Genomic DNA, 6,330 nt, shown 5'->3' with positions numbered 1-6,330 from the left:
TTTTAGTTCATTTCTTCTACCGTTTCGCACCGCGAACTAGTCTAAACTCCAGACATTAATAACATTCCTTGTGTCACAGAGCGTAGTAACTTTTTAACTCTTACTCGCTCACCAATACGGTAAGGACACATCAATGCATCAACAATCAAATGCGTTCCGGCTTCAATCAGTAGCACCAAGCGGACTTTTGGGAAAGCTGCTTGAGTGCCGGGACGTGTTGCTGGATATCCAAATACTCTGGCATTAGCCTCGCTATCTGGTGCGTCAAACACTGTTCCATCCACTGCCATTATCCGCAATCCTCAAAGAATTGCCCCTGGAGTCTTGAGTGTGGCTCTTGGGCGTACTACTAGATGAAACAGACGACTCATCACCTGAGTTCCAATGCGCTGCCGAGCTTCGGTAATTGACGATTTACAAGGTACTCGCCAATACTGTCCTACTCTCACCCAAGCTTCGCTTAAACCATCAACTAGATTTTTCAGTACTGTTCTCATTGAAGCTTTTGACCACAAACTCATAGCAATTATCAGACAAATCACCAGATGGGATGGTAAGGCACGTTTACGATTTTCGCCTGCTTTAGCGTTAGCGATTGCCCTTTAGGGCACTGCGCTCCGCGCAATCGCCTGTTCAATGGCATCAGATGGAATCCCAGTTTCTAAAGCTTTGAGTACCGTACCTGATTCGACCACAGGTGAGATCAGTGAGAATTCTTTGAGTTGCATTCTTACTCAGTACATTGAGGTCATAACCCTCACCTTACCTGATTTTGGGCTTAACCGAACCGTATTGCTTCATCTCCCGTCACATTTTTGTACTCTTTATTTGCCTTTTACGGGTTTGTTCGGTGAGGTGCAAGATGTGAGTTATCCCAAAAAAATCTAGAGGCAATCTTCAACCGAGAATGATAATCTTTAGGAGGAGGAAGAAAGCGGTTGCTGACAGCAACCGCTTTCTTCCCCTCAAGTATGCCTGAACAGTCTGCACTCCACAGTTTCTGCGCGAAGTGAGATGGTGTTGATTTAATATTCGTCTAGAGCTTCAGCAGACTTTGATAACTATTTTAAAACTTAAGTTTTTCCACAACAGATATCAATAAACCAATTCCCTAAATCGGGAAAAAGCTCATGGGTAGAATTGGTCAATCGCTCGATTTGTTCTTCAATTTTAGACATAGCTTTTTTTGTAAGCTTAACTCCTGATTCATAAGTTTGAGTGACTAACTTAACAACTGGATGTTTCCCCTTCCATGTCATATTTTGAGCAAAACGTAACGCCGTTTCAACTTCATCTAAAATGCTACCATTCCAATGATTTTCTAAAATCGCCCAAGTACGTTCAATGGGATTATACTTGCTATGATATGGAGGATAGTAAGCTAGACGTATATTTAGTTGGTGTTGATGAGCAAATTCAACTATACGTTTCATGAACTGCGTCCACCGAGAATTATTCTCTGGTCCATTATCCTGATTGATAATTAGTGTTTTTATTTGAGTAAATCGCCAACTTTGTGTTTCCCAAAAATCTGATAAAGCGTCAACTATAAAGTCACTTGTTACTTTGGACTCTGTAAAGTATAAAAATAGTTCATCAAGCTCTGGCAAGAAGATACCGTAGGGGGTTACGCTAGTTTTTGGGTTATAATCATGGTCGTCTGTCTCAGTGGGAACTCGGTTTCTACCTCCCCGGTCAAATGAGCCGATATTTACACGGGCTTTCGCATCCATACTTAGACGTAAAATACTGGGGTCGTCTGAAGCATCTTGATTAACTATTGCTAGTTGCTCGAAGATAGCTTCGGTTTCGGGAATTTTTTTTGAGGCTTAACTTTTGCGACTCTCTTAAGTTTATAACCTAAATTATTTAACTTGAGACGAATTGTCTCTGAAGTTGGTAACTCCTCATTGTTATAACCATACTTCTCAATTAATTGTTTTCTGACTTCAGCAGCGCTGAGGCGCGTATATAGTCTTTGACTTTTAAAAGTGGGGTCAGTTTGACTTTGAGTATCAACTAAATTTTTGATATCTTCTAAAAGTTTTGGCTGATATTCTTCTATTTTTTTTCGTCCTCTAGCAAGATAATTATCCACACAAGTAATACCACTTTTTAATTCTCTGGTTCCTTTACGAATAGTGCATCGACTCCATCCCAACTCTTCTTCTGCAAGTCTCTGTCCTCCCGGACCTAACCCCAGGACTGTCTCTGCTATAAATTTACGCGCTTACTGCACCTTTGAGTTGAACTGCGGTTTCTTTCAACAACTTTTTGAGCGAATCCGTTAATACTATAGACACCAGTAGCACCCAAAAATTCAATCATGATTATTAAATTTACTATAAAGGGGGCACTCAGGGCTGCCGTCGGCAGCCCTGAGTGCCCCCTTGAATCTGATTATCATTATTGATAATTGGGATACTTTATTTTCTGGAAGTCCCTAAACACACTGCCAATTTATTGACGGTCGTACAAACTTGTCGTCGTCAAGGACGTTCTGTTATTGAATTTTTTGAGCAAGCTATAAAAGCGATGGTTCACTCTTGTGTGCAAGCACCATCTTTAATTCCTTAAATTTAGACCTGAATCCTTACGGTATTAGCCTGATTTGTACCCAGTAAACGCTGAGCCCAAATCGCCGAAAGCCCTTCTATGCACACACTACGCTTTTTTGTCAAAGGGGAACTTCAGTTTAAAATCCCTGTTTAATTGTCGCCCAGCTCCCCCAAAATTTTTCGCTCTCCATGTAGGGGTAACAAAGCGATCGCTGTTTTGATGCCCAGAAGCATCGCCTGAAAACCTTATTCTTTCGTCACCTTATAAAAGTTTTCGATCTACTGACTTTTGACCACACCCTTTCTTTTCCTTCTGTGAATACCAACACTGATGTATAAAAATCACACATGAAGTCAAACAATTTTTGCGACACAACCTGTTTGAGACCAACGACCAACAGCCTTGCTAATAACAGCTATCTCCTGGATTAATTCCTGATATTGCTCCAGGGTAAGGGACTGAGGACCATCTGAGAGAGCTTCGGTTGGGTTAGGGTGAACCTCAATCATTAGGGAATCAGCCCCAGCTGCGATCGCTGCTATGGACATAGCTGGCACGTACTCTGCTCTGCCTGTGCCATGACTGGGGTCAACCATAATCGGCAAGTGAGTTAACGTTCGCAGGACAGGTATAGCTGTCAGATCTAATGTATTTCGTGTATACTGCCAATCAAAAGTACGGATTCCCCGCTCGCACAAAATCACATTCGGGTTGTCTGCAGCCAGAATATACTCAGCAGCCATCAGCCACTCTTCAATCGTGGCTGCGGGCCCACGCTTCAGCAGCACCGGTTTACCTGTAGCGCCCACTTTCTGCAGTAGGGAGAAACTCTGCATATTGCGGGCACCGATTTGTAGCACATCCGCTACGGATGCAACCTTCTCCAAGTCAGCTGTATCCATGACTTCGGTGATAATCCCTAAACCTGTAGCTTCACGAGCTAATGCTAATAAACCTAATGCACTCTCACCGTGACCTTGGAAAGCATAGGGTGAGGTACGGGGTTTGTAAGCACCTCCACGGAGAAACTGCGCTCCTGCGGCTTTTACTACCCGCGCTGTTTCTAAGATCATTTCTTCGTTTTCTACAGAACAGGGACCAGCAACAATGACTACAGGGTGGTTTTGACCAAAGGTTACTGGTTCATTGGGGGTTGCTACAACCACCTCAGATGGTTCCCCATAGCGAAATTCTTTTGAAGCCCGTTTAAAGGGTTTATCCACGCGTAGAACCTGCTCGATAAAAGAGCTTAAATTTAGGATTTGTCTCAAGTCAATTTCCGCCGTATCACCCACCAAACCAATTACCACTTTGTGGTGACCTGCACTTTTTTCTGGTGTGATTTTCCTGCTGTCGAATTCGTTGCTGATTCGCTTAATTTCTTCTGATGGAGTACCGGATTTCAGGACTACAATCATAGGTTGCATCCTCTATGTCGTTAACAAGTTTTCCAATACTGACCCAAGTTTTCACTTGCAGTCATAACTTCTTGTCTTGCCCATCGGTCTGCTGCAATAATATCGTCGAGAGTCGGGGTAGAGCATTTGTGGGCAAGGTAGCGATCGCATGCCCGCTCGATCAAACAAGGAATATCTAGAAACTGAATTCTTTCTTCCATAAATAGGGCTACAGCCTGCTCATTGGCAGCGTTAAGTACTGCTGGCATACAACCCCCAGCTCGACCTGCAGCATAAGCTAGTTGCATACAAGGATACTTCTGGTGGTCTGGGGCAAAAAAGGTTAGTTCCCCCACCTTCACCAGATCTAACTGTTGCCAAGCAGTATAAATTCGCTCTGGCCAGGATAGAGCGTAGAGTATTGGTAGGCGCATATCAGTCCAGCCTAATTGCGCTAGCACTGAGGTGTCTTGCAGTTCGATCAGAGAATGGATAATGCTCTGGGGGTGAATGACAATTTCGATCTGGTCATAATCAACGCCAAAAAGCCAGTGAGCTTCAATGACCTCCAACCCTTTATTCATTAAAGTCGCGGAATCTACCGTAATTTTGCGACCCATCGACCAGTTAGGATGCTTCAAAGCATCCCTTACAGTGACTGTTGATAATTTCTCAGCAGGCCAAGACCGAAACGCCCCTCCAGAAGCAGTTAACAGAATTCGCCGCAGCCTCCCACAAGGCACTCCCTGCAAACACTGAAAAATTGCTGAATGCTCTGAATCTACCGGCAATAGCTTCACGCCATGCTTGTGCACCAAGGGTAAAACAATTGGTCCCCCGGCAATTAGGGTTTCTTTGTTTGCTAAAGCAATGTCTTTGCCTGCTTCAATGGCGGCAATTGTAGGTAGTAGACCGGCACAACCCACAATGCCATTCATTACAACGGAGGCATTGCTATAGCGGGCGACTTCAATCACCCCGGCTTCGCCCGCTAGCAAAATTGGTTGGGGGTTGAGGTCGGCGATCGCCGCTTGCAACTCGGGCAACTTCTGTGCTTCGCCAATGGCTACGATCGTCGGTCGAAACTCGCGGATTTGCTGAGCCAGTAATTCCACATTCTGCTGAGCTGCCAATCCGACAACCTGAAACTGGTTGGGGTATTGGGTGACAATATCCAGTGTTTGGGTACCAATAGAGCCTGTCGAACCTAAAAGAGATATTGCTTTCACGATAATAAGATTCCCAATAATTGATGCGTTCCCTTGACCGCTTTATGACATTTCTTGGTATTTGTGATCTGCTAGGTGAATAGCATACGTACAGTTGCATTTACAGCAGATTGCAGGTTTATGAGGTACAGTAGCAGCAGTTTGTAAACCAGTGTCGTGGATGTTTGGGATTGAACAAATCGAGTGCAGTTGCAATCAGAATATCAACCATTTTTGTTGTGGTTGGGGCGAACTGGCGTAAAAAAGCTTTGAGTTGTGACCACCAATGCTCAATTGGATTAAAATCTGGGGAATAGGGAGACAAGTATAGAACATTCGCACCAACTGATTGAATCAAAGTTTCAATAGTCGCAATTTTATGGGCTGGAACATTATCCATCACTACAACCGCACCTTTTACTTACATCGAATCTGGAAGCTAATTTTCTAATTGAAGTGTTTCCTTGCTCATAAGCTTTGACTAGTTTTTCTCTAAAGTCGATGGAATAAGGTTTCATGTGACCTGTTGATGCACTGCTCTTCAGTGTACTCTATCTACCTGCAATCTGCTGTATATGCTTTCTTCAAATATGAAGTGTCATGCTTTACAAATTACAGGCGGGACTTTCTGTAAAATTTTTGCAAGTATATTTTCTATCTTTTTATATAAATGATATTGATTTTCCTCATTGATTATGGTTAAGTCTGCCATAGCAATCGGACCTCCTTTTTCAATTTTCTCAATTTCTGCGAAATCTCTTATCTCTGCTTCTTTTAGTGTTAAAGGTCTCTCCTGTCTCAAAGCCAGTCGTTCATACCTGAGAGCCTTAGGAGTAAAAATTGCCAAAACTAGTAATTCATCATTAAACTCTTGTTTGAGAATTTTATACTCACTAAAACTATATAGACCATCAATAATAACTAATTGATGGTCTGACAGCTTGGCTTTAATAAGTGGTAAAGCCATTTGGGCACACACACCGATTCCATGCTTTCTTCTAATTTCTTCCCTTACCGTTTGCTCGTTGTACGGTGTTATTGGTAGACTTCGTTTTTTAACTTCACGTATTATAATTTCTCCAAACCAAATTATAGGAAACCCCTTCCTTTTCAGATAACTAGCTACTACACTTTTACCTGAGCCTGGCATACCAACGATTGCCACG

At 43.0% G+C, this 6,330-nt stretch carries 5 protein-coding genes and 2 pseudogenes; all 7 read right to left on the bottom strand.

The window, feature by feature from the left end; all coding sequences use genetic code 11:
• Nucleotides 1–53: 53 nt before the first annotated feature.
• Nucleotides 54–596 (bottom strand): annotated as a pseudogene (locus ACM0OZ_RS41325) (transposase domain-containing protein); the annotation flags it as partial.
• 6 nt (nt 597–602) lie between these two features.
• The gene (locus tag ACM0OZ_RS41320; RefSeq protein WP_414588684.1) at nt 603–728 is read right to left on the bottom strand and encodes a hypothetical protein; all 126 of its coding nucleotides are present in this window, start codon (nt 726–728) and stop codon (nt 603–605) included.
• Nucleotides 729–1,073: 345 nt separating this feature from the next.
• Nucleotides 1,074–2,297, bottom strand: a pseudogene (locus ACM0OZ_RS41315) (ISAzo13 family transposase).
• Between the two features lie 615 nt (nt 2,298–2,912).
• Nucleotides 2,913–3,977 (bottom strand): 3-deoxy-7-phosphoheptulonate synthase, encoded by a 1,065-nt coding sequence (gene aroF, locus ACM0OZ_RS41310; RefSeq protein WP_414588683.1) that lies wholly within the window; start codon nt 3,975–3,977, stop codon nt 2,913–2,915.
• A gap of 20 nt (nt 3,978–3,997) precedes the next feature.
• Nucleotides 3,998–5,185, bottom strand: coding sequence for a 1-deoxy-D-xylulose-5-phosphate reductoisomerase (locus tag ACM0OZ_RS41305; RefSeq protein WP_414588682.1), 1,188 nt, complete (start codon nt 5,183–5,185; stop codon nt 3,998–4,000).
• Between the two features lie 118 nt (nt 5,186–5,303).
• A complete protein-coding gene (locus tag ACM0OZ_RS41300) occupies nt 5,304–5,567 on the bottom strand; it encodes a transposase (protein ID WP_414588681.1) in 264 nt (87 codons plus the stop codon).
• Between the two features lie 195 nt (nt 5,568–5,762).
• Nucleotides 5,763–6,329 (bottom strand): AAA family ATPase, encoded by a 567-nt coding sequence (locus ACM0OZ_RS41295; protein ID WP_414588680.1) that lies wholly within the window; start codon nt 6,327–6,329, stop codon nt 5,763–5,765.
• Between the last annotated feature and the right edge of the window lies 1 nt (nt 6,330).

This window comes from Scytonema sp. PCC 10023, from assembly GCF_963920835.1.
Classification (GTDB): domain Bacteria; phylum Cyanobacteriota; class Cyanobacteriia; order Cyanobacteriales; family Nostocaceae; genus Kalymmatonema.
Note: the sequence above shows the minus strand (reverse complement) of the source record. Positions and strands in the feature narration are given on the sequence as shown.